At 71.4% G+C, this 21,126-nt stretch carries 19 protein-coding genes and 2 pseudogenes; 9 read left to right on the forward strand and 12 right to left on the reverse strand.

Features of this window, described 5'->3' with window-relative positions:
• Window positions 1-18: 18 nt before the first annotated feature.
• The 8 genes from ABZ570_RS16690 to ABZ570_RS16725 all read right to left on the reverse strand — a co-directional run bounded on the left by ABZ570_RS16690 (window position 19) and on the right by ABZ570_RS16725 (window position 8,140).
• The gene (locus ABZ570_RS16690; protein ID WP_358063541.1) at window positions 19-906 is read right to left on the reverse strand and encodes a DUF1702 family protein; all 888 of its coding nucleotides are present in this window, start codon (window positions 904-906) and stop codon (window positions 19-21) included.
• Between the two features lie 251 nt (window positions 907-1,157).
• On the reverse strand, window positions 1,158-2,513 hold the full coding sequence (locus ABZ570_RS16695) for an aminotransferase class V-fold PLP-dependent enzyme (RefSeq protein WP_358063544.1): 1,356 nt from the start codon (window positions 2,511-2,513) through the stop codon (window positions 1,158-1,160).
• Window positions 2,491-3,468 carry a homocysteine S-methyltransferase family protein gene (locus ABZ570_RS16700; RefSeq protein WP_358063547.1) on the reverse strand — a complete coding sequence of 326 codons (978 nt, stop codon included), beginning with the start codon at window positions 3,466-3,468 and terminating at the stop codon, window positions 2,491-2,493. Before ABZ570_RS16700 ends, ABZ570_RS16695 begins: the two co-directional genes overlap by 23 nt.
• 15 nt (window positions 3,469-3,483) lie before the next feature.
• Complete coding sequence (locus ABZ570_RS16705; RefSeq protein ID WP_358063550.1) at window positions 3,484-4,617, reverse strand: PLP-dependent aspartate aminotransferase family protein; 1,134 nt, start codon at window positions 4,615-4,617, stop codon at window positions 3,484-3,486.
• On the reverse strand, window positions 4,614-5,480 hold the full coding sequence (locus ABZ570_RS16710) for a methyltransferase domain-containing protein (RefSeq protein WP_358063553.1): 867 nt from the start codon (window positions 5,478-5,480) through the stop codon (window positions 4,614-4,616). Before ABZ570_RS16710 ends, ABZ570_RS16705 begins: the two co-directional genes overlap by 4 nt.
• Before the next feature lie 25 nt (window positions 5,481-5,505).
• Complete coding sequence (locus ABZ570_RS16715; RefSeq protein ID WP_358063556.1) at window positions 5,506-6,792, reverse strand: cysteine desulfurase; 1,287 nt, start codon at window positions 6,790-6,792, stop codon at window positions 5,506-5,508.
• Window positions 6,789-7,559: a hypothetical protein gene (locus ABZ570_RS16720; protein ID WP_358063559.1), complete on the reverse strand. Its 771-nt coding sequence runs from the start codon at window positions 7,557-7,559 to the stop codon at window positions 6,789-6,791. The genes ABZ570_RS16715 and ABZ570_RS16720 overlap by 4 nt, the downstream gene beginning before the upstream one ends.
• A 44-nt stretch (window positions 7,560-7,603) precedes the next feature.
• Complete coding sequence (locus ABZ570_RS16725) at window positions 7,604-8,140, reverse strand: DoxX family protein (RefSeq protein ID WP_358063562.1); 537 nt, start codon at window positions 8,138-8,140, stop codon at window positions 7,604-7,606.
• 199 nt (window positions 8,141-8,339) lie between these two features.
• On the opposite strand from ABZ570_RS16725, the gene ABZ570_RS16730 reads away from it, so the two are divergent.
• Together ABZ570_RS16730 and ABZ570_RS16735 are read left to right on the forward strand one after the other, a co-directional pair.
• Window positions 8,340-9,140 carry an alpha/beta fold hydrolase gene (locus tag ABZ570_RS16730; RefSeq protein ID WP_358063565.1) on the forward strand — a complete coding sequence of 267 codons (801 nt, stop codon included), beginning with the start codon at window positions 8,340-8,342 and terminating at the stop codon, window positions 9,138-9,140.
• A 26-nt stretch (window positions 9,141-9,166) separates the two neighbouring features.
• Window positions 9,167-9,685, forward strand: coding sequence for a class I SAM-dependent methyltransferase (locus tag ABZ570_RS16735; protein ID WP_358063567.1), 519 nt, complete (start codon window positions 9,167-9,169; stop codon window positions 9,683-9,685).
• A gap of 36 nt (window positions 9,686-9,721) precedes the next feature.
• On the opposite strand, the gene ABZ570_RS16740 is transcribed toward ABZ570_RS16735, so the two are convergent.
• Together ABZ570_RS16740 and ABZ570_RS16745 are read right to left on the reverse strand one after the other, a co-directional pair.
• The gene (locus ABZ570_RS16740; protein ID WP_358063569.1) at window positions 9,722-11,218 is read right to left on the reverse strand and encodes an MFS transporter; all 1,497 of its coding nucleotides are present in this window, start codon (window positions 11,216-11,218) and stop codon (window positions 9,722-9,724) included.
• Between the two features lie 71 nt (window positions 11,219-11,289).
• Entirely contained in the window at window positions 11,290-12,564 is a 1,275-nt protein-coding gene (locus tag ABZ570_RS16745; protein WP_358063572.1) for a cytochrome P450, read from the reverse strand.
• Between the two features lie 233 nt (window positions 12,565-12,797).
• Between ABZ570_RS16745 and ABZ570_RS16750 the strand changes: the two genes are divergently transcribed.
• Entirely contained in the window at window positions 12,798-13,907 is a 1,110-nt protein-coding gene (locus tag ABZ570_RS16750) for a serine hydrolase domain-containing protein (RefSeq protein WP_358063575.1), read from the forward strand.
• A gap of 89 nt (window positions 13,908-13,996) precedes the next feature.
• Here ABZ570_RS16750 and ABZ570_RS16755 read toward each other — a convergent pair whose 3' ends face one another.
• Window positions 13,997-14,692, reverse strand: coding sequence for a class I SAM-dependent methyltransferase (locus ABZ570_RS16755; protein WP_358063578.1), 696 nt, complete (start codon window positions 14,690-14,692; stop codon window positions 13,997-13,999).
• Window positions 14,693-14,875: 183 nt separating this feature from the next.
• On the opposite strand from ABZ570_RS16755, the gene ABZ570_RS16760 reads away from it, so the two are divergent.
• Genes ABZ570_RS16760 through ABZ570_RS16775 form a run of 4 tightly spaced genes read left to right on the forward strand, consistent with a single transcriptional unit; the run spans window position 14,876 to window position 19,443 of the window.
• The gene (locus ABZ570_RS16760) at window positions 14,876-16,747 is read left to right on the forward strand and encodes a hypothetical protein (RefSeq protein ID WP_358063581.1); all 1,872 of its coding nucleotides are present in this window, start codon (window positions 14,876-14,878) and stop codon (window positions 16,745-16,747) included.
• Window positions 16,748-16,768: 21 nt separating this feature from the next.
• A complete protein-coding gene (locus tag ABZ570_RS16765) occupies window positions 16,769-17,320 on the forward strand; it encodes a hypothetical protein (protein WP_358063584.1) in 552 nt (183 codons plus the stop codon).
• Window positions 17,320-17,934: a DUF6239 family natural product biosynthesis protein gene (locus ABZ570_RS16770; protein WP_358063587.1), complete on the forward strand. Its 615-nt coding sequence runs from the start codon at window positions 17,320-17,322 to the stop codon at window positions 17,932-17,934. The genes ABZ570_RS16765 and ABZ570_RS16770 overlap by 1 nt, the downstream gene beginning before the upstream one ends.
• A 30-nt stretch (window positions 17,935-17,964) precedes the next feature.
• Window positions 17,965-19,443, forward strand: a complete 1,479-nt coding sequence (locus ABZ570_RS16775; RefSeq protein WP_358063590.1) for a multicopper oxidase family protein — start codon at window positions 17,965-17,967, stop codon at window positions 19,441-19,443.
• Here the strand turns inward: ABZ570_RS16775 and add are convergent.
• Window positions 19,425-20,480 (reverse strand): adenosine deaminase, encoded by a 1,056-nt coding sequence (gene add / locus ABZ570_RS16780; protein WP_358063593.1) that lies wholly within the window; start codon window positions 20,478-20,480, stop codon window positions 19,425-19,427. The two genes, ABZ570_RS16775 and add, sit on opposite strands and share 19 nt — an antisense overlap.
• Window positions 20,481-20,744: 264 nt before the next feature.
• Between add and ABZ570_RS16785 the strand changes: the two are divergent.
• Window positions 20,745-20,921: pseudogene (locus tag ABZ570_RS16785) on the forward strand (NAD(P)H-dependent oxidoreductase); the annotation flags it as partial.
• A gap of 90 nt (window positions 20,922-21,011) precedes the next feature.
• A pseudogene (locus ABZ570_RS16790) lies at window positions 21,012-21,126 on the forward strand (daunorubicin/doxorubicin resistance ABC transporter ATP-binding protein DrrA); the annotation flags it as partial.

The following is a 21,126-nucleotide window of genomic DNA, read 5'->3' on the forward strand; positions in this document are numbered from 1 at the left end:
TTGGGATGTGCGGATCGGTCAACGCTCGGTGAAGCGACGGCGCAGCCGGTCCCGCCATTCGAGATAGGCGTCCAGGTCGAGGGCCTCGGTGAGGCCCTCCGCGGCGATGTCGGTCCAGCCCGCGGCGGTCCCGGCGTCCACCCCGAGCAGGCGGCGGCAGGCCCGCTCGGTGTGCTCCGGCGCGGCGCCGGCCCGGATGCGGGCGCCGGCCGCGAAGGTCACGCCCTGGCGCAGATGGTCGAGGTAGCCGGCGGCGGCGGTGAGCAGCCGGGCCAGTTCGTCGTCGCTGGCGGCGCCGGCGTATCCGGCGGCCAGCCCGATCCCGCTCCACAGGTGTGGCCGCGCCGCGGCCGGCTGTTCGGCGATGACGGCGGCGATGGCCGGCACGTCGGCGCATTCGACGAACCACAGGGCCCGGCCTACACCGGCGAGGGTGGCGATCCAGCGTCCCCGCGGGTGGCCGGCGGCGGGGCGGGCCGCGCAGCGCCGCCGCGCAGCGGCCAGGCCGCCGAAGTACGTGGCGCCGAAGCCTTCCCCGTCAAGGGCCAGCCAGCGCAGCAGCGGGGTCCGCGGGATCCTGCGCAGCGGCAACCGGACCGGGGTCAGCGGCCAACCCGCCCCGACGTGGATGAGGTGAACGTAGTTCGCGCCGGGTCCGTCGAGCAGGCCGCGCAGCGCGCCGGCCCGGTCCGCGGTGGTCAGGTCGCGCAGGGCGGCGTACATGCCCGCGCCCTCGTAGGCGAATCCGCGTTCGGCGACGGGCACCTCGGCCAGCACGTCGTGGCGATCTCTCCAGTGCCGCGCGGCGAGATTGAAACCAATCAGGAAACTGCGCGCGTGGGTTTCCAACAGCAGCCGTGGCTCCGGGCGGTTGAGATTGAATCCGCGGCGGGCGAAGTCGGCCATCCGCATCGGCAGTGGAAGGGAAGTGCCGAGTTTCCGCTTCGCGGCCCGGTTATTCGACCCAGTTCTGGCATGGACTGATTCAGCTGGCACGGCAACACCTCCGGCCATGTGCATCGGCCCGTTATTGGTATCAACCGCTATTGACGTCGGTCAAGAGATGCCGTCATTTCTGAAAGACATCTTTCAGCCGTCTGAAATGGACCTACCGGCCTGCGAGCCCGCTGGTTATGTTGGCCCATCCCTGCGTCGCGCTATTCCGCTGCGGGACTGGCGAGCTCTTCGCCCAGCAGTACCATGGCGTCCAGGGCCTGGTCGATCTCCCCCCGCGTGTTGTACAGGTGCGGCGCGAGCCGGATCGCGAACCGGGGGTTGGGCACGCCCTGGACCGGTACGGCCGTCACCTGAACGGTGACACCGTGATCGGCGGCCAGGCGGTCCCGGAAGGCCAGATACCTGCCGGGGCCAGCGGATTCGTGCCGGCCGTGGAACGGCTCGAACGCGACGATGCCAGAATGCAGCCGGTCGTCGTCGGCCGGGGTGAGCAGCGCGCCGCGTCCCCAGATCTCGGCGATGCGTTGCTTCAGATACGCGCTGAGCCCGAAAACGTACCATTGCACGTTCTCCCAGCCGATCCGTTCCCACATCCGCACGCAATGCATCAACGCGGCGGAACGGGACAGGTCGGCGACGTCGCTCTGTTGGAGCATCAGGCCGAGGTCGTACGCCGGTTCGGCGCCTTGGGCGCGGGGAGGCAGTTGACCCTCGACCGGGTAGGCCAGCGACACGACCGGCCAGAACGGTGGCAGCGGCGTCGGGTTGTAGTCGGGCAGCACCCGGTTGCGGGCGTAGAGCAGGCCGGTGCCCATCGGCCCGCACTGGTATTTGGACAGTGCGCCGCCGACGAAGTCGACGCCCAACTCGTGCAGGTTCAATGGCATCTGCCCGGCTAGCAACGACCCGTCGACGACGGTGATCAGGCCGTGCGCGTGGGCGAGTTCGGCGAGCAGCCGGGTAGGGAAGGTGACCCCTGTGGTCAGCGAGACGCCGGCCCACTGCAGCACCCGGGTGCGGGGGGTGATGGCGTGCTCCACGGTCGCCACGATCTCCTCGGCGTCCAGGCCTGGGCCGCTGCGCGGGGTGACGGCGCGCAGGACGACTCCGCGCCGGCTGGCCAGCAGGTTGAGCGGGGAACGGACGGTGTAGCACTCGTGCGTGGTGGTGACGATCTCGTCGCCGGGCTCGAGGTCGAGGCCGCCCAGGATCCGGCTCATCGCGTCGGTGCCACCGTTGACCAGGGCGATCTCGTCCACGGCGCAGCCGTAGTTGCGGGCCAGTGCGGCCCGGACCTCCGGCAGCGCGGTCCGCTCGTAGGGGTCGGCCGGGCGTGCCGCGTAGTCGCGGTCGGCGCGGCCGAATTCCTCGAGCGCGGGCACCGGCACCGAGCCGAGCGTGGCGGTGTCGAAGTGCACCAGATCCGACCGCAGCGGAAAGAGATCACGGACCAGTTGCCACCGGATCGGGTCATCCAGGGTGCCCGGGGTGACCTGTTCGGCCCACGCCGGGACGGCGGAACCGGCGGAGACCTCACCCGGGTTGGCTCTGCTCATCGAAGTCATCCTTTCGCGGGCGCGCGACAGCCTCGTCCGCGCGCCGGGACCGGGCCGGTCCCGCTTGTCCCAGCCGGCGCCGGAGCGCCGACAGATGCTCCGGTGAGGTGCCGCAGCAGCCGCCCAGCACGTCGAGGCCGTACCGGGTGCGCCAGGTCGCGAGACGCCGGGCGAACGCGGCAGGGCCGATGCCGGCCGGGATGAACTGATTGACATCGCTCCTTTTTGGTATAGCGAAACGATTCTCGATATTAGGGTACGCGCCGAATGGCCTCCAGGCTGCCCGGCTCATCACTTCCAAACAGGACTCGGTGTCGTCCAGGGTCGTGCAGTTGACCAGCACTGCGCTGGCCCCGTGCTCCCACAGGACGCGCACGGCGGCGCCCAGCGGTTCACCCGACAACAGCCGGGGCCCGCCGGCGCAGACCAGGCTGACCCAGACCGGACGGCCGGTGGCCAGCGCCGCCTCCACGGCGATCACCGCCTCCCGGACGCTGTTCATGGTCTCGGCCAGCACAAGGTCGCTGCCCGCCGCGGCGAGCTCGCGAGCCGTCCATCCGTGTTCGCGCCGCAGGTCGTCGTCGCCGGGCACCAGGTCGGGCCGGTAGCAGTCGGCGGCCGGGGCGAGTGACGCGGCGACCAGGGCCCGCTCCCCCACCGCCGCACGGGCCAGGCCGACGGCCGCCCGAATCAGCCGGCGCAGGTGTTCCGGGGTGACGTCGGCGGCGCGCATCGCCCGCGGGTTGCAGCGGAAGGTGTTGGCGGTCACCACGTCTGCGCCGGCGGCCACGTACCGCTCATGGATGCGCCGCACCGCCCGGCGCCCGCCTTCGGTACGCAGCGCGTCGCTGGTCCACCAGGGCGCCGCCATCGGCCAGCCGGCGCGCTGCAACTCGGTGGCCAACCCTCCGTCAAGAAGCAGTCCGCCGTCGGGAATCCGCAGTGCTGGAGTCATCGTGCGCCCGGCCGGTCAGCCGCTACGCACCGCGGCGAGGAGATCGTCGATGAGGTCAGCGGGATCCTCGATGCCCGCCGACACGCGGATGAGGTTGTCTGTGATGCCCAGGCGCAGGCGTGTGACCCGGGGGACGGGGCGATGCGTCATCAACGCCGGGCACTCGATGAGTGAGCGGACCCCGCCGAGGCTGACCGCAGGCGCGAACAGCTGGACCCGGCGCATCAGCTTCTCCGGGTCAGCTCGGTAGGTGAAACTGAGCAGCGATCCGGGCCGCTGCATCTGGCGCGCGGCCAGCTCGTGCTCGGGGTGCGCCGGCAGGCCGGGGTAGATCACCCGCTCGACGGCGGGTTCGGCCTGCAGGGCGCGGGCGAGCTCGGCCGCGTTGTCGCACTGCCGGGCGACCCGCAGCGCCAGCGTCTTGACCCCACGGTGGGCGAGGTGGCAGTCGAACGGGCCGGGCACGTTGCCGAACACGGTGCGGTATGCGCGCAGCCTGTCGTGCAGTGCGGAGTCGGAGTACACCAGGGCGCCGCCGATGACATCGAGATGTCCGGCGAGGGACTTGCTGGTGCTGTAGAGCACGATGTCGGCGCCGGCCGCCAGGGGCTGTTGCAGGGCCGGCCCGGCGAGGGTGTTGTCGACTACGACCAGCGCTCCGCGCTCGTGTGCCGCCCGGCCGACGGCCGCCAGGTCGGTGATCTTCAGCAGGGGATTGGTCGGCGACTCGATCCACACCATGGCCGGGTCGACCGGCAGGTCGCGGATCGCGGCGGCCCCGCCCGGCCCGCTGAGGTCGAGCGGGTCGACCCGGACGCCGGCGCGCGCGGTCTCGGCGAACAGCGCGTGGGTCCCGCCGTACACGTCGTCGGAGCACGCCAGATACTGGCCGGGCGCCAGCAGCGCGAGGACAGCGGCCGCCGCGGCCTGGCCCGACGCGAAGGCGGTGGCGTGCCGGCCGCCGTCGAGGGCGGCCAGGCAGTCCTCGAAGGCCTCCCGGGTGGGGTTCTCGCCGCGGCCGTAGAAGTAACGCCGTTCGTCCTGGCCGAACCGGTCGTAGGTGGTGGCGACGTGGATCGGAGGAATCAGGTCCGCGGACCCGGCGGTCGGGGGCTGCCCGGCGTGCACCAGCCGGGTGTCGAACCTCATGCCGGGCCGTCCGTGAAACCGCGTACGCACAGGGCCCGGGACGGTAGGACGACCTCCGCCCCGTCCCGGGCGTAGGGCCGCACCGCCTGCCGGACGGCGGTCCACAGCGCCGGATCGTCGAGTGTCCCCCGGTGCTCGACGATGGTGCGGCGCATCATCGGGGGCAGCACATCCCGGGAGTACGCGACGAACTCGTCCACCGACGCGAGCCGGAACGGCACGGTCACCTCCTCGACGATGACGTCAGTGAACCCGGCGGCGGCGACCTCGGCGCGCAGCGCCCCCGGGTCGGCCATCACGAACGGGCCGGGTTGGCCGGGCGGCGGAGGCGGCAACCGCAGCTCGTCGGCGATCGTCCGGAAGGCGAGGCTGATCATCGGCACCTGCGGGGGCGGGCCCCACACCGCGGCGGCCAGCACGCCGCCGGGACGCAGCAGAGTGGCCAGGCGGGCCAGGGCGACCTGCCGGTCCGGCACGAACATCAGACCCCACCGGCTCAACGCCACGTCCAGGCTCGCGGGCGGCCGGTCAAGGTCTTCCAGGTCTCCGGTGACGAACGACAGCGGTCCCCCGGCGTGCCGGCAGGCTATCGCGGTCATCTCCGGGGACAGGTCGAGACCGATCACCTCGCCGTCCGGGCCGACGCGCCCGGCGGCACTCACCGCGGGCTCGCCGACGCCGCTACCGAGGTCGAGCACGCGCAGGCCCGGCCCGACCCCGGCGAGGTCGAGCAGCCGCTCGGTGACCACGCGCGCGCCCTGTTCGAAGACGGGCTGCCAGCGCAGCCAGGCGGGCGCGACGGCGTCCCAGGTGGCGCGCTGTGCGTCGCGGACGGCGGCGGCGCCGACGGCGGTCTGTGACATCAGTCCTCCTCGTCGATGGGCGCTGCTACAGGAATCGGACCGTCGGGTGCTCCCGGGTCCACATGCCGGGCTTGACCGTCTCCAGGCACTGGCAGAGTCGTTCGATCTCGGCCACCGTGTTGTAGACGGCGAAGGAGATCCGGACCGTGCCCAGGAGGCCGAGGCTGTCAAGGAAGGCGCTGGCGCAGTGCACCCCGCAGCGCACGGCGATCCCGTTGCCGTCCAGGTGGCCGCCCACGTCGTACGGGTGGATGCCCGCCACGTCGATCGACACGATGCCGGCGGGATCGCGGGCCGGGTCGCCGACGACCCGGACCCGCTCCAGGGTGGACAGCAGCTCCAGAGCGGTGTGCACCAGCCGGGCGTCGTGCGCCTGGATCGCGTCCCAGCCCAGGTCGTCTAGGTAGGTGATGGCCGCGGCGAGGCCGATCGCCCCGGCGACGTCCGGGGTGCCCGCTTCGAACCGGGCCGGGGCGGGCAGGTACGCGACCGGTTCGTTGAGAGCGACGCCCTTCACGGTGCCGCCGCCCACCTGGTACGGCGGCAGCTCGGCGAGCACATCCTGCCGGCCGTACAGGACCCCGATGCCCATCGGGCCGTAGGCCTTGTGGGCGGAGAAGCAGTAGAAGTCGACGCCCAGCTCGGTGACGTCGACCGGGCGGTGCGGCGCGGCCTGCGCGCCGTCCACCAGGACCAGCGCGCCGTGCCGGCGTGCCTGAGCGGCCATCTCCCGCACCGGATTCACCGTGCCGAGCACGTTCGACACGTGCGCGAACGCGGCGATCTTCGTACGTGGGCCGAGGGCTGCGGCGAAGTCGGCCAGCTCGACGCTGCCGTGCGGGCCGACGGGAACGACGATCAGACGGGCGCCCGTCCGCTCGCACAGCGCCCGCCATGGTAGGAGGTTGCTGTTGTGCTCCATCTCGGTCACCACCACCTCGTCTCCGCGGCCGAGCACCGATCGGCCGATCGCGTCGGCGACGAGGTTCACCGAGTGGGTGGTGCCGCTGGTGAAGATCACCTCTTGGACCGAGCGGGCACCGATGAACGCGCGGACCATCTCGCGGGCCTGTTCGAGGCGCTCGGTGGCTGCCAGCCCGAGCCGGTGGTAGCCGCGGCCCACGTTGCTGTTGGTGGTGCTGTAGAAGTCGGTGACCGCGTCCAGCACCGCCCGCGGTTTCTGCGCGGTGGCGGCGTTGTCGAAGTACACCAGCGGCAGGTCACCGAAACGGGTGCGCATGATCGGAAAATCGTCGCGAACCCCCTCGCACGCGCCGCTGCTGTCCAAACGGGTGTCTGGCGTCATGGTCATGCGGGCTCCCTGGTGGTGAACATGCGGCCAAAGCGAGCAATGAGGTCGGTGCCGAACGGGAACACCTTCTGCGGTGGGTACGGGCGATCGTGCGGCGGCCGGTGCCCCGGCTCGCCCGGCCGCGGTATCCCCCCGGCCGCGTCGCGCAGGTGCCGGCCATAGAAGAACCAGCAGATCTGCGCGACGTGCTCGGCGAACAGCACGCGGTGCAGCCGCGGCGGGTAGAGCGTCAGGTGGCAGTGGGCCGCACGCAGCTCGCCGGCCGGGCCGAAGCCGCTGCGCCCGAGCAGGTGCCCGAACACGTCGTGCGCCGCGCGGAACAGGTCGTTGTGCGTCAGCGGCGTGCCGTCGACGATCACACCGGACGGCTCGCGTAGCGGGTGCCATCCGGTGGCCGCGAACGGCCCGTGCCCGGCCACGGTGAGGTGCACGTGGAGCACCCGGCTGGTCCGCACCTGATCGAACAGTTCGGCCGAGCCGAGGTACGGCTGCCCCGACCGCAGCCACGGCCGGACCTCGATGCCCGCCGCCCGGATCGCCTCGTACTGGGCGCGGCACTCCCCGGCGAACAGTTGGTAGTCGTCGAGCAGGTCCGGGTCGGTGCTGAGCACCGGCGCCCGATCGAACCGGTCGGCCACCTCCCGGCAGTAGTCCGCGTCGAGGTCGAGGCGCGCGGTGGCGGCCCGCTCGGCCGCTCCGGCCGGGCCCAGGTCCGACCGGGAGCCCAGGTAGTCCCGAGCCACCGCGAGGACATCGAAGTCCGCCACCGCGTCCGACCCCCTTCCGTACGCCTCAGGCTGCCGGTCTCCGGTCAGCGGAAGATGAGAACGGAGATCAGCAGCATCGCCGCGGCCAGGCCCAGCCCGATCCGGGTCAATCGGACGGTGGCCGCCGCGCCGAGGACCTTGTGGTCGAGCGCGTAGCGGCCGGGGCCGGCGAGCAGCACCACCAGGCCGCCGGCGAGCACGGCCAGCTCCCACTCGAACCCGGTGGGCATGAAGAAGCCGTGGCTGAGCTTGATGAACGCCGCGTTGAGCATGACGCCGGCGGTGAGCGCTGCGGCGATCGGCGTGACCAGGCCGAGCAGCAGCAGAACGCCGCTGGTCAGTTCGATGGTCATCGTGGTCCAGGAGAGCAGGGTGGTCTGGCCGTATCCCTTCGAGCCGAGGTATCCGGCGAACCGGAACACGTCCCACCCGAACATGCCGACCAGGTTCTGGATGCCGTGCGCCAGGAATGTGAATCCGATGACGAACCGGACGAGCAGAAGGCCGTACTGCGCCCAGGGGTAGGACGTTGTCCGGGCGGCCTGCATACCCTCCGTCGCTGTGCTGTCGATGGTGGTCATAGCGCGAACTCCCTCACACGGGTGGCAATAGCCCTCGGGCGGATCTCACCGTCCGTTCCCGTACGCTAGGAGCACGGACACGGCGAGTTGGCCGGATCCGTTAATGCAAGGAAAGACCTGTCGCATTGCTTGCCGACGCCTGACAGGTTCGGCGCGCCGGCAGCGCGTGGCTGCCGGCGCAGCCCTAGTATGGAAACCCATGCAGAGCTTTCCGATCCCCGGTTCCCGGGCCCGGATGCGCTTTCACGATTTGCCCGGCGACGATCCGGTGCACGTTTATCTGCCGGGCCTGGCGTGCGCTTCCTCGGCGGATTTCCCGGAGACCACCCGGCATCCGGGCGCCGCCGGATTCCGAGCGATTCTTGTCGATCTGCTCGGTGCCGGGTTCAGCGACCGGCCGGAGTGGTTTTCCTATTCGCTGGAGGACCACGCCGAGACGGTGGCAGCACTGCTGGACGGGCTCGGGGTGCGGGACTGCGTGCTGGTCGGGCACAGCATGGGGGGCTCGATCGCGGTACTGCTCGCCGGCAGCCGGCCGGACCTGGTGGCCCAACTGATCCTGGCCGAGCCGAATCTGGGGCCGGTGCGTGGCATGCTCAGCCCGTACATCGTGGATCTGGACGAGGACGAGTTCGTGCGCACCGGACACGCGGCCCTGCTCGGCAAGCTCGACGAGGTGGCGGAGCAGGATGTGGCCGCGGCCAACTTCGCGGCGCTGGTGCGGGTGTGCTCTCCGCTGGCCCTGCACCGCAGTTCCCGGTCCCTGGCGCGGGTGCGCGAGCCTGGGCTGCGGGCCCGGCTGGACGGCCTGCCGATGCCTCGCGCGGTGCTGATCGGAGAACTGTCCGGCTACCGGCATGGCGGGTTCGCCGCGCACGGCATCATGACCGTCACCGTTGCGGGGGCCGGCCACGCGATGAACGAGGAGCAACCGGCCGCGTTCGCCGCCGCGATCGGCGTTGCACGCCGCACCACAACGCTCGTCGAGCGCGGCCGGTGAGCCGCCACACCGATCGGAGTCCCGCTATGCCACAGTCCGTCGCGGACCGCTTCACCTGGGCCCTGGAGGTGATGCCGGTCCGTCCGGCGGACCGGATTCTGGAGGTGGGCTGCGGACACGGAATCGCCGCGACGCTCGTCTGCGAGCGGCTCGACTCGGGTCGGCTGCTCGGCCTGGACCGGTCGGCCAAGATGGTGGAGGCGGCGAACCGGCGCAACGAGGAGGCGGTCGGGGCCGGGCTGGCCGAGTTCCGCACCACCACCCTGGCGAAGGCGTCGCTGGAGCCGTCGTCGTTCGACCTGATCTTCGCCATCAACGTGAGCCTCTTCTGGCAACGGCCGGCGCGGGAGCTGTCCGTCGTCGAGACGGCGCTGGCCGACGGCGGCCGGCTGTACGTCTTCCACCAACCGCCCTTCCCAGAGAAGAACCAGCAGATGGTCGAGGACAGTACGGCGATCCTCGAAGCGGCCGGGTGGACGCTGCACGACGTGGTCTACGGCGACACCGCGCCGGTGGAGTCGGTGTGTGTAATCGCCGGGCGATGACGTGAACGAGGGGCGGCTTGGCGTCGCGGAGCGGGATCAAGGGTCGCGGCGCAGCACGGCCCATGTGACGGCGGCCATGACGAGCAGCAGAGCCACGCTGACGTAGGCGGCCGACGCCATCCCCCGGGCGAAGGCGTCGTGGGCGGCGGCCAGCAACGGTTCGGCGCTGCCGGCCGGAAGGGCGCGGGCGCTGCTCACGGCGCCGCCGACGGTCTCGGCCGCCGGGCCGGTCACTGCGGCGTCGGCCATGGCCGCGGCGTAGACGCTGGCGGCGATGGTGCCCAGCACGGCGATGCCGAGAGCGGAGCCGAGCTCGGTGGCGGTCTCGGACAGCGCGGAGGCGGCACCGGCCTGCTCGGCCGGGGCCGTGGCAACGACCCGGTCGGTCGCCAGAATGTAGACGGGGGCGAGGCCGAGAAAGAAGATCACGGAGCCGCCCACCACCGCAGCCAGGCCACGGCCGGGTCCGGCCCAGGCCAGCAGCGCGAACCCGACAGCGGCGACGAGCAGACCCCCCGCCAGCACCGTGGCCGGGCGGGCGCGGCCGGCCAGGGCGGGACCGATGCCGCAGCCGAGGACGAAGCCGATCGCGGACGGCACCGTCCACGCACCGGCCCAGAGCGGTGACAGGCCGAGCACCGACTGCAGGTACTGCGCGAGCAGCAGCAGGGTGCCGAAGGCGGTGAAGAAGGCCAGCAGGTTGGCGGCCAGGGCGATGCCGAAGGCGGGCCGGCGGAACAGGGCGAGGTTGATCAGCGGGTGGGCGACGCGAGCCTGGTGCCGGACGAAGACGCCGCCGACGCCCAGGCCCAGGACGATGGCGGAGGTTGCGACGACACCGGGTCCCTCCGCCGCGGTGGTCTTCACGCCGTAGATCACGGCGAGCACGGCGACCAGCGAGAGCGCCGCGCCGGCCAGGTCGAACGGCCCGGGCCGCGGATTGCGGTACTCCGGGACGAGCATCGGCACCAGGATCAGGACCAGGATCATCACCGGTACGCCTGCCAGGAACACCGAGCCCCACCAGAAGTTCTGCAGCAGCAGGCCACCGATCAACGGACCGGCGACACCGCCGGCGGAGAACGCGGCCGTCCACACCCCGATGGCGAGGGTGCGCTGGCGTTCGTCGGCGAACATGTTGCGGATCAGCGACAGCGTGGACGGCATCAGGGTGGCGCCGGCCAGGCCGAGCAGCGCGCGGGCGGCTATCAGTGCGGCCGCGCTGCCGGCCGCCGCGGCGGTCAACGAGGCGGCGGCGAACGCGCCGGCGCCGATGAGCAGCAGGCGGCGGCGCCCGATGCGGTCACCGAGCGCACCCATCGTCATCAGGGAGCCGGCCAGCAGGAAGCCGTAGACGTCCACGATCCACAGCAGCTGCACGCCGGACGGGGCGAGGGCGGCGCTGAGGCCGGGCACCGCCAGGTTGAGCACCGTCAAATCCATCGAGACGAGCAGGCTGGGCAGGGCCAGCACCGCCAGCCCCGCCCATTCCCGACCTCCCGCTACCCGTCGCAAGGTCTGGCTGGAATTCATCCACTCACTCTTTCACCGTCGCGATCGCGGAACGAAAGCAGCCTAATAGTGAAGTGACCGCCGAGGGGTGCTCAACGCGGCGGGTATTCCGACACCGGGGTGAACGTGACCGGCAGGTCGACGAGGCTGCGGAACATCGAGCTGCGCTGGTACCGCAGGTCGGCAGGGTCGCAGTCCAGGCGGAGGTTGTCCAACCGGATCAGGCGTGCCAGGGCGGCGCGCAGTTCCAGCCGGGCCAGGACGGCACCTAGGCAGTACCGCATGCCGGCGCCGAACGACATCGGCTGCACTCCCTGACGGGTGACGTCGAAGCGGTCCGGGTCCTGGAACACCTCCGGGTCGCGGTTGGCGGCACCCATCAGCGCGACGATGAAGTCGCCCTTCTTCAGCTGCCTACCGCCGATCACCGCATCCTCGTCCACGCGGCGGCTGTTGGACTGCACCGAGGAGTCGTACCGCAGGGACTCCTCGACGGCGCTCTCGATCAGGCCGGGATCCCGGCGCAGCAGTTCGTGCTGGTCGGGGTGCTCGATGAGGGCGAGCATGGTGTTGCTGACCTGGTTGGTGACCGTGTCGTGGCCGGCGAACACCACCGAGATCACCGTGCTGACGATCATGTTCATGATCAGCGGGCGCTCGTAGCCGCTCTGGTCCTTTTCGGCCTCTTCGAGCATCACGCTGATCATGTCGTCGCGCCGGTCGCCGCGCCGCTGCTCGACCAGCCAGACGAGGTAGTCGGTGAACTCCTGCATCGCCTGGTTGCCCCGGGCGATCTCCTCCTTGGTCGGCACCAGGTCCAGGGTCGGCGCGATGTCGATCGACCAGCGGCGCACGCCGTCGAAGCCCTCGGGCGGAATGCCGATCAGTTCGCACACGAAATGCAGAGCCAGCGGCGCGGCGAAATCGCTGACCACGTCCATGTGGCCGCGGCGTGCCAGCGGTTCGAGCAGTTCGTCGACCACGTGGGCGATCCTCGGTTCCATGGCGCGCATGCGGCGGGGCGAGAACACCGGCATGATGAGCTTGCGCAGGCGCATGTGGTGCGGGTTGTCCTCGAAGAACATGGTGTCGCGCATGATCGTCTGGAGCGCGCCCGGGCCGACCATCTCCTCCCAGTAGTCGCGTACGCTCGCGCAGCCGAACCGCTCGTCGGACATGACGAGCCGCACGTCGGCGTAGCGGGTCACGTACCAGGTGCCCTCGCTCCCGCAGTGCACCGGGTCGTGGCGCAGCAGCCAGCGGTAGAAGGGATACGGATTCTGCTGGAATTGTGGATCCAGCGGATCCAGGCCGGTTTCGGGGATCGGACTGGTCAGGGAAACGGGGCTCTCCGCCGTCGTGGTCATCGTCGCCTCCGGCTGTTGCGTCGCACCGCCAACGGTTAGCTATCATATAGCGAACTGTTCTCAAGGTACATGTCGAAGCCGCGCTGCCAGCAAATCTTTTGAATGCCAGAAATCCTTCCGTTGAGTGACAGAAGTTGCCACAGGAATGAGGTGCATTTGCGATGCCCGAGGTGCTCCGCAGATCGACCGGCCGCATCGCGTCGAACGGGCTCGCGGCCCGAATCGACCGAGTCGTGGATTCCGCTGTCGAAGCTGGACGAATCGTCGGCTGCTCGGTGGTCGTGGCCCGGGACGGCCAGATCGTGCACGAGCGCCTGGCCGGCTGGGCCGATCGGCAGTCCGGCACGCCCGTCACCGCGGAGCATCGGTTCCGTCTGGCCAGCATGACCAAGCCGGTGGTCGTCGCCGCCGCCCTGGCCCTGGCCGACCGTGGCGATCTCGACCTGCGGGCACCGGTCCACACTGTGCTTCCCTGGTTCCGCCCGTCCCTGCCGGATGGCGCGATGCCCGACGTCACCCTGTACCACCTGCTGAGCCACACCGCCGGACTGAGCTACGGGTTCCTGCACGACGAGAACGACGACCCGCACCGGGCGGCGGGGGTCTCGGATGGCGGCGACTACACCGGGGTGAGCCTGCGGGAGAACCTGGAACGGCTTGCCCGGGTGCCGCTGCAGTTTCCACCCGGCGACGGCTGGTGCTATTCGCTCGGCATCGACGTCGCCGGGGCGGTGATCGAAACGGTGACCGGTGAGCCCCTGCCCGCGGCGGTCGCCCGGCTGGTCACCGACCCGCTCGGCATGCGGGACACCGGATTCAGCGCCGCCGCCGACCGGTTGGTCACGGCGTACGCCGACGCCGCCAAGCCGGGCCGCCCGGCGCGGCCGATGGCCGCCGAGGATCGCGTTCAGTTTCCTGGCGCCGGGCCGATCCGGCTGGCCCCTGGGCGGGCCGCGGATCCGGCGGCCTACCCGTCCGGCGGTTTCGGGATGGTCGGCACCGCCGGCGACTACCTGGCGTTCCTTGAGGCCGTACGCCGTTGCGGAGCACCGATCCTGTCGCCGCACGCGGTACGCCTGATGACCCGGGACGCGGTGCCCGGGCGAGACCTTCCGGTCGGGCCGGGCACCGGGTTCGGGCTCGGATTCGCCGTGGTACGGGACGGAGCGTTCGCGGGCACGCCGCGGCCGGCCGGCAGCTTCGGCTGGGGCGGCTTCTACGGCACCACGTGCTTCGTCGATCCGGAGGCGGGCTGGAGCGTGGTGGCGCTGACCAACACCGCGCTGGAGGGCATCTTCGGTGCGTTCCCCGGCGAGATCGAGACGGCGGTGTACGGCAGCTGACCAGCCCGGCCCGCGACGAGCCCGGGCGCCGCCGGCGGGCCGGGCCGGGCGCCGCTCGGCGCCGGGCACGGCTCACGGCCGGCCCCGGCTCACGGCCGCAGAGCCTCGATCGTCCAGGCCGGCAGCAGCGGCCGGTCGTCCTCACCGCGGTCGACGGGGATGTTGTTGGTGCGGAAGAACTCGCCGGCGTACTCGTTGACCTGGTAGCGGTCGCGGCGCACGTCGGTCACCTGCCAGCCCGCGTCGGTGAGCACCGACCGCGCGTCCGCCTCGGTGATCCGGTAGACACCCGGCAGTTCCACCGGCAGGGCGTCGGAGAAGCAGACGATGGTCAGCAGGCAGCCGGGCCGGGCGGCGCGGAACAGCGCCCGGGCGTAGCGGGCCCGCTGCGCGGGGTCGAGCACGTCGAACAGAGCGCTGTCCACAATAGAGTCGAAGCTCGCGTCGTAACCGGGCAGTTCCGTGGCGTCGGCGACCGCGAACTCGACACCTGACTGGTCGCCCGCGCGGCGCCGGGCCCACTCGACCGCGGTGGGGGCGATGTCGACGGCGGTTACCCGGTAGCCGAGGCGAGCCAGGTGAACGGCGTTGTCGCCGAGGCCGCAGCCGGCGTCGAGCACGTGGCCGGTGATCCTTCCGGTGCGCTCCGCGGCTATCAGGACCGGCTGCGGACGACCGGTGTCCCACGGCACCGCGGCGAAGGTCATGCCCTCGACCGGGGAGTCGCCCTGATAGAACGCCTCGAAGTCGACTGTGGACTGGACGGTGGCGTGATCGCTGGTCATGGGACCTCCCGGAACACTCGTCGGATGCTCACACGGTGGCACCGCCGGTGCACGTCGTGGCCGAGTCTGGCCGTCCGCAGCAAGGATTGCCGAGCGTGCCGGTGACGCCGCCTATGGTGAGGTCGCTCAACTGGCCCGCCCGGTCCGGCGGGATTTCCGATGCTTGCCTGAGGGAGGTCCGCCGTGATCCGACGGCGCAGCAGACTGGTCGCCGCGGCGGCGGCGGTGGCAATGGTGCTCGCCTCGACAACTCTGCCGTCCGCCGCGTCGGCGGCACGGCCCGCACCGGCCGCCGCGCCGGCGCAGGACGCCGGGGCGTGGCTGACCCTCGGCACGGGCGACCGGGTGCAGGTGCGCCCCGGCGCGAAACCGGGCCGGGACCTGGTGATCCGCCCGGCCTCTGGCCGCGAACGGGTCCGGTTCACCCGGGTGCACCGGCAGGGCCGGGTGCTGTTGCTGCCCGCCGACCAGGCCACCGCGGTCTGGTCGGGCCGCAGCGATCCGGCGGCGTTCGACATCACCGCGCTGCTGGGCACCCCCGCGCCGGCCGCCGCCGTCACGCCCCCAGCCGTGGCTGACCTGGTGCCGCTGACCATCAAGGTCCTCGACCACGACGGACGGCCGACATCGGCCTGGATGTCCACCCTGGATGACGTCGCCCGGGAAGGCTCGTTCGCGCCGTACGACGCCTCCGGCACGGCTGTGGTGCAGGTCCCCCGCGGTGCCTACTTCCTCAACGCCCAGATCGACACGGCCCGCCCGGGTGGCAGCTTGCGCACCCTGATCAGTGAGCCGGCGCTGGTGGTGGACGGCCCGACGACGGTGACATTGGACGCCCGCGACGGCCGGCAGACCGGCATGACCGTGGACAACCCGACCGCCGTTCCAGGTGAGATCGCCGTGATCTTCGAGCGCACCACAGACGACGGCCGGACGCTGGGATACAGCGCGCACGCCCGCGACTTCACCGGCCTGCTGGTACGTCCGTCGCGGACCACCGCCGTGCCGGGTGCCTTCAGCTATTCGGTGGCTGGCCGGCTGGCCCGCCCCGACGGCTCCGGCGGGTTTGCCGGCAGCCCGTACCTCTACCACCTGCAGTGGATCGAGCCGGACCGAGTGCCGGCCGTGCCGATCCGGCACATCCCCGACGACAACCTCGCCGTGATCCGCGCCGAGCTGGCGTCGACCGGGCCCGGCCGGGTGGGCCGCAAAGATTACCTGGTCTCCGGCACGCTCCCGTTCAGCATCACCGAGCTGTACATCCCCGACACCCCCTGGCTGAGCGCGATCGAGGAGTTCGGCGGGCCGGTGACCGGGGAGCCGGAGTCGACGATCTACAGCGGCGAACGGTTCTTCGCCCCCCGGGCAACGGGCGTCGAGCGGTGGAACGTCGGGGTGTTCGGCCCCTCGTTCCCTCGCCCCTGGCCGTGGTCGTGGACCCGCGCGGTACGTACTGGCGACACCATCGACGTCGAGCTCCCCCTGCACACCGACCAGGGACTGCGCCGGGAGGGACGGTCGGCGACCGCCTGGGCGGCGACGGAGCTGTACCGCAACGGCCGGCGGATCGGCACCAGCAGCGAGGCCGGGACGGGAGCGTTCCAGGTCCCGGCCGGCGATGCGGAGTACCGCCTGGTGGCTCGCGCGACTCGCAGTTCGGTCGCGGTGTCCACCGACGTGACCGTGCAGTGGCGGTTCCGGTCCCGGCGCACCGGGGACACGCCGGTACGGCTGCCGCTGGCCGCGGTCCGCTTCACGCCGGCACTGGACCTGCACAACCGGGCGCCCGCGAAGCGCTGGTTCGACGTCCCGGTGCAGGTGCAGTGGCAGGACGGCGCGACCCACGAGCGGCTCCGGTTCCTCTGGGTGGAGGCGTCCTTCGATGGCGGCCGGCGCTGGCAGCCGGTGCGGCTCACCGGTAGCGGCGAGCAGCGCATCGCCTCGATCCGGCACCCGGCCGGGGCGGAGCACGTCTCCCTGCGCGCCACCGCTGTCGATGCGGCCGGTAACCGCGTCGAGCAGACGGTGCTGCGCGCGTACCTCCTGGACCGCTGACCTCATCGATCGGAGGCAATCATGCTGGGCCGCGTAAACACCGCGTTGAACACGAACCGGCACCGCCTGGCTCTCGGACTGTTCATGGCCGTCGTGATCGGCCACTGGGCTGAGCACATCAGCCAGGCGATCCAGGTGTACGCGCTCGGTTGGCCGCTGCCCAAGGCCAACGGCCTGCTGGGCCTGGCGTTCCCCTGGCTCGTCACCTCGGAGTGGCTGCACTACGGCTATGCCGTCCTCATGCTGGCCGGGCTGGTGATGCTCCGGCATGGGTTCGTCGGCCGGGCCCGCACCTGGTGGAGCGCCGCCCTGTGGATCCAGGCCTGGCACCACATCGAGCACCTGCTGCTGTTGGTGCAGGCGCTGACCGGTGCGTACCTGCTGGGGGCGGCCAAGCCGACGAGCATCGCCCAGTTGGTGGTGCCCCGGCTGGAGCTGCACCTGTTCTACAACGCGGTGGTGTTCGCCCCGATGGTGGTGGCGATGATCCTGCACCTGCGCGCGAACGAGGCGGAGCGCACCTTGATGAGCTGCGATTGCCTCCGCATCCGGCAGCCGCAACTGGTGGGCTGATGGGACACCAGCACGGCACCCTGGAGCTGGGTGCGCCCGCCGGTTCCCTTGGGGTGCAACTCCTCGCCGTGGCGGCGACGCTGCTGGTCGCGCTGCTCGCGCTCCGGCGCGCGCTGCGCGCCCACACCGAGCAGGCCACGGCTGGGCACGGCGCGGCTGGGCACGCCAGGCCCGGGCACGGCGCGGACGTGGCGGCGACCGCCGCCGCGGCCGCGGCCGTACCGGCCTATCTCCTGTTGGCGGACGGCCTCTCGATCCCGCACCAGACGGTGCCGCTGCTGCTGGCCGCGACCGCCCTGCCGGTGCTCGCCGTGGCGGGGCGCGGTCGGGTGCCGATGCGCCTGAGGGCGGTGCTCGGCCGCGTCGCGCCGTACACGGTGACCGGCGCCGTGGCGGCGGCTCTGCTGCTGTTCGCCACGGCCTGGCTTGGCCCCGACTCCCCGGAAGCGCTGTACACCGGCCTGTTGGCCGCGCTGATCGCGTCGTCCTGGTTGGTGCTGTGCCGCCCGCGCTCGGCTCTGGGGAGAGCGTGGGTCGGCTCGATCACCGTTCTGGTGGCCGGGCCGATGTTGGCCGCAACGGTGCACGCCGATGTGCTCGCCACCGCGGCCTGAGCACGCTTGTCGAGTTATGGAGGAGGGCAGATGATATCCCGGCGAAGCCTGCTAGCACTCGGCGTCGCGGCCGGCACGTCGGCCGCAGTGCCGCTGATCCAGCGGGCCGCGGCGAACGGTGGCCCGGCCGGCGGCGCGGGACCCGCCCCGCACCCGCACCCCGGTCACGGCGTCACCACCGACCCCGGCGCCGTACGCGCCGCCCCCGCCGGCGCCCCGTTCGTCGCGCCGATGCCCGTGCCGCCGGTGCTGCGGCCGGTGCGATCCACCCACGACACGGATGTCTACCACATGAGCATGCGGGCGGGCAGCGCCCAGATCCTGCCCGGTCTGACCACGCCGGTGCTCGGATACGACGGCCGGTTCATGGGGCCGACCATCAAGGCGCGGGCCGGACGGGCGGTGATGGTCGTCCAGCACAACACCCTGCAGATGGGGACGGCGGTGCACCTGCACGGCGGGCACGTGCCGGCCAGCAGCGACGGGCATCCCACCGACCTGGTGAACCCGGGCGCTCAGCGGGTCTACCGCTACCCGAACGAGCAGCGCGGCGCCACGCTGTGGTACCACGATCACGCACACCACATGGAGGCGGAGCACGTCTACCGCGGGCTGCACGGCTTCTATCTGATCAGCGACCCGCGGGAACGGTCGCTGCGGCTGCCCGAGGGTGAGTACGACGTTCCGATCATGCTGCGCGACGCGCACATCGACGAGCAGGGCGCCTTGGTCTGGGCGCCGGACGGAGCGCCCTTCCGAAACATCATGATCGCCAACGGCCGCGCCCAGCCGTACTTCCCGGTCGCCGCCCGGCGGTATCGGCTCCGGTTCGCCAACGCCGCGACGCACCGGTACTTCCGGCTCTCCCTCGAGGGCGCGGACATGGTGCAGGTCGCCTCGGACGGGGGCCTGCTCCCGGTGCCGGTACCGCGGTCGGACCTGCTGCTCTCGCCCGGTGAGCGGGCCGACGTGGTGGTGGACTTCGGCCGGTTCCGGGTGGGCACCCGGTTGGTGCTCACCGACCTGCACGGCGGCCCGGTCATGCGGTTCGACGTGGTCCGCCGGGAGCGCGACACCAGCCGGCTGCCGGACCAGCTCCGGAAGCTACCGCCGATGCCGACGGCCACGCACGAACGGGCGGTGTCGCTGGGGGTCAACCACGAGACCCTGGAGTTCGCCATCGACGGGCGGTCGTTCGACCCCGACCGGGTGGACACCCGGATCCAGAGCGGCACGACCGAGATCTGGAAGATCACCAACACCGACACCGCGTACGGCGGCCTCGAGCACAACCTGCACCTGCACCTCGTGCAGTTCCGGGTGCTGGAGCGCGAGGGCGAGCCGCTGCGGCCCGGCGAGGAGGGCCTCAAGGACACGGTGGACATCCCGCCTGGCAGGTGGGTCCGGTTGCAGGCGACGTTCGGCGGCTACACCGGCCGGTACGTGTACCACTGCCATCTGCTGGAGCACTCGTCGTTCGGGATGATGGCTCAGATGGAGATCGTCTGAGCCGGCGGCAACGCCAGTCCCAGCTTGCGATACTCGGCGCGGAACTCGGCCGCGAGCCGGTCGCGTTCCGCGCCGGGCAGCAACGCCGCACCGATCCCGGCGAGATTCGCCGCCGCCAGCTCCTTGACGGTCAGGCCGAGGTCGCGTACGGCAAGCCGGTACTCCGCCGTCAGGTCGGTGTGGAACATCGCCGGGTCGTCGGTGCCAAGGGTCACCGCGACGCCGGCGTCGATCAGGCGGCGCAGGGGATGCGACGCCGGCGTGGAAACCGTGCCGGTGCGCAGGTTGCTGGTCGGACAGATTTCCAGGACCACCTGGCGCTCGCGCAACACGGTCAACAGTTCCGGGTCCTCGGCCGCGCGGAACCCATGGCCGATGCGGGTCGGCGCGAAGGCGAGAGCGTCCCACACGCTGTCCGGACCGGCCGCCTCACCGGCGTGCGGTACGAACGGGACGCCGTGCTCGTGCGCCCAGGTGAGAGCGGGGGCGAACAGGGAGGCCGGGCGGCCCCGTTCAGTCCCGCCGAGGCCCAGCCCGGCGATGCCGCGGTCACGTCCCCGCACACACCATTCCGCTGTCCGCCAGCACTCGTCTAGGGGGTAGTCGCGGACGTGGTCCATGATGAAGCGCAGCTGGGTGCCGGTCTGCCGTCGTACGCTCGCCGCTCCGGCGGCCACGGCGTCGATCTGCTCGTCGATGGGGATGCCGTTGGCGCGCAGATGGGTGTGCGGTGAGAAGGTGACCTCCAGATAGCGGATCCCCTGCGAGGCGGCGCGTAATCCCATTTCGACGGTGACCAGCACGAAGTCCTCGGGGCGGCGCAGCACCGCGGCGCATTCACTGTAGAGACGCAGAAAGGCGTCCAGGTCGCGGAAGTTGAACAGCTCGGCGACCGCGTCGGTGTCGGAGAGGCCCGTCCATGTCCCGTTGCGGCGGCTCAACCGCAGGAACGTTTCGGGCTGCACCGATCCCTCCAGGTGCACGTGCAGTTCGACCTTCGGCATGGCTCGGATCAGGTCATCGACGTCGGCGAGCATCCCTTTACGCTAGGGGCGCGGCGGGGACTTGGTGGTCCTGGCGACAGATGTCTGTCCGGGTCCGCTCGTCGGCGCCACCTGCCACGCGTGACCGCCGTCATCGCCTACCATTCGATCGATGTCGGCAGGTGCGACCTCGGCGGGCCACGCCGGGTCCGTTTGTCGCCGCCCACCGCAATGCGGGACTGCCGACAGTGTGCTCACTGGAGCGCACTGGGGTAACGGCGCATGGCACCGCTACGGGTCGCCGAGCCGGCCGCGGCTATGCGGTCGTTCGCCGAGCGGGCGAGCCGGGCGGGGGCCTTGGTTGTGGTCACCGACCAGTACAACCGCTGCTTACCGGCCTCGTTGAAAGAGTCGATCGACTACGCGTACGACGAGTGGCAGGCTAAGCCGGTCGGATTCGTGTCGTACGGCTGTGTTTTGGTCGGCCTGCACGCGGTGGATCAGCTCGGCTGGTGGGATTGGCGCTGCGCGAGGACTGGGCGGCGCACCGATACGTCTCCTGGATGTCGATGGAAGGCAGTGATCATGAGTAACCGGAACAGCGGGCTGGCCGTCGAGGCCGACGGTCTGGTCCGGTCGTTCGGTGCGACCCGCGCCCTGGACGGCCTGGACCTGCAGGTGCCCGCCGGCACCGTCTACG

The organism is Micromonospora sp. NPDC007271 (assembly GCF_040634005.1).
GTDB lineage: Bacteria > Actinomycetota > Actinomycetes > Mycobacteriales > Micromonosporaceae > Micromonospora.